The sequence below is a fragment of the Streptomyces mayonensis genome, assembly GCF_018982965.1.
In the GTDB taxonomy this organism is placed as follows: Bacteria; Actinomycetota; Actinomycetes; order Streptomycetales; family Streptomycetaceae; genus Streptomyces; species Streptomyces mayonensis.
Genome location: NZ_JACBYP010000269.1, coordinates 1 through 1,263, shown reverse-complemented (window position 1 = coordinate 1,263; position 1,263 = coordinate 1). Strand labels below are relative to the sequence as shown.

Genomic DNA, 1,263 nt, shown 5'->3' with positions numbered 1-1,263 from the left:
TCGGCGTACTTCTCCAGGTACCGCACCACGTCGGCCAGGGCCACCCACCGCCCCCCGGCGTACTCGTGCGCGAACTCGTGGCACGCCACCTGTACCGCCCGCTGCGCGTCCAGCGACACCGCCAGGTGCGCCAGCGGATCCTCGAAGTGCGTGTCGGCCCCGTGCTGCGTCACCAGGACCTGCGGCCGGAAGTCCGCCAGGACCTCCGGCACCACCGCGTGGAACGCCCGCACCCACCCCGCGTCCCCGGTCCCCGCCGGCAGGGCGACGTTCACCGCCGTGCCCTCCGCACCGTCCGCGCCCGTCTCCTCCGGCCACCCGGTCTGCGGGAACAGCGTCGACGGATGCTCGTGCAACGACACCGTCAGAACCCGCGGGTCCTCCCAGAACGCCGCCTGCACCCCGTCCCCGTGGTGCACGTCCACATCCACGTACGCGACCCGTTCGGCACCCAGCTCCAGCAGCCGCGCGATCGCCAGCGCCGCGTCGTTGTAGACGCAGAACCCGGACGCCGCACCCGGCATCGCGTGGTGCAGCCCACCCGTGAAGTTCACCGCGTGCAGCGCGTTCCCGCGCCACACCGCCTCCGCCGCCCCCACCGACTGCCCGGCGATCAGCGCGGACGCCTCGTGCATCCCCGCGAACGCCGGATCGTCGACCGTCCCCAGCCCGTACGACGCGTCCGCCGCCCCCGGCTCCGCCGACGCGGCCTTCACCGCGTCGACGTAGTCCTGCCGGTGCACGAGCCGCAGCGTCGACTCCCCCGCCGACCGCGCCGCGACGACCTCCACCTCCCGGTCGAGCCCCAGAGCACCGACCAGACTTCGCGTCAGGGCCAGCCGGACCGGGTCCATCGGATGCTCGGGACCGAAGTCATAGCCCGTTACTGCCTCGTCCCACATCAGCTGTGCGCGGCCGCTCATGCCCGCCACCGTATCGGTCCGGCGGATCCCCGAACGACCTGGCGTACACGACCGTCACCAGCACCAACACCATCGGCACGAGCATCGCCCCGCGATAAGTCCAGGCGTCCCCCAGCGCCCCCACCAACGGTGAACCGATCAGAAAGCCGACGTAGTTGAACACGTTGAGCCGCGCCACCGCCGCATCCGACGCCCCCGGAGCACCGTCCCGCTCCGCCGCCAGCCGCCCCGCCGCCGCGAACGTCTGCGGCACCAGCACACAGAGTCCCAGCCCCAGCAGCGTGAACCCGAGCATCCCCACCCAGGCCCCCGGCGCCGCCGCCACCACCGCGAATCCGAC

1 protein-coding gene and 1 pseudogene are annotated in these 1,263 nt (G+C 72.9%); both read right to left on the bottom strand.

Annotation, left to right across the window (positions count from 1 at the left end):
* Positions 1-923 (bottom strand): acetoin utilization protein AcuC (locus tag HZS56_RS37795; protein WP_216725322.1); only part of this gene is annotated, 923 nt, incomplete at its 3' end.
* Positions 874-1,263, bottom strand: a pseudogene (locus HZS56_RS37790) (MFS transporter); the annotation flags it as partial. The pseudogene HZS56_RS37790 and the gene HZS56_RS37795, both read right to left, overlap by 50 nt.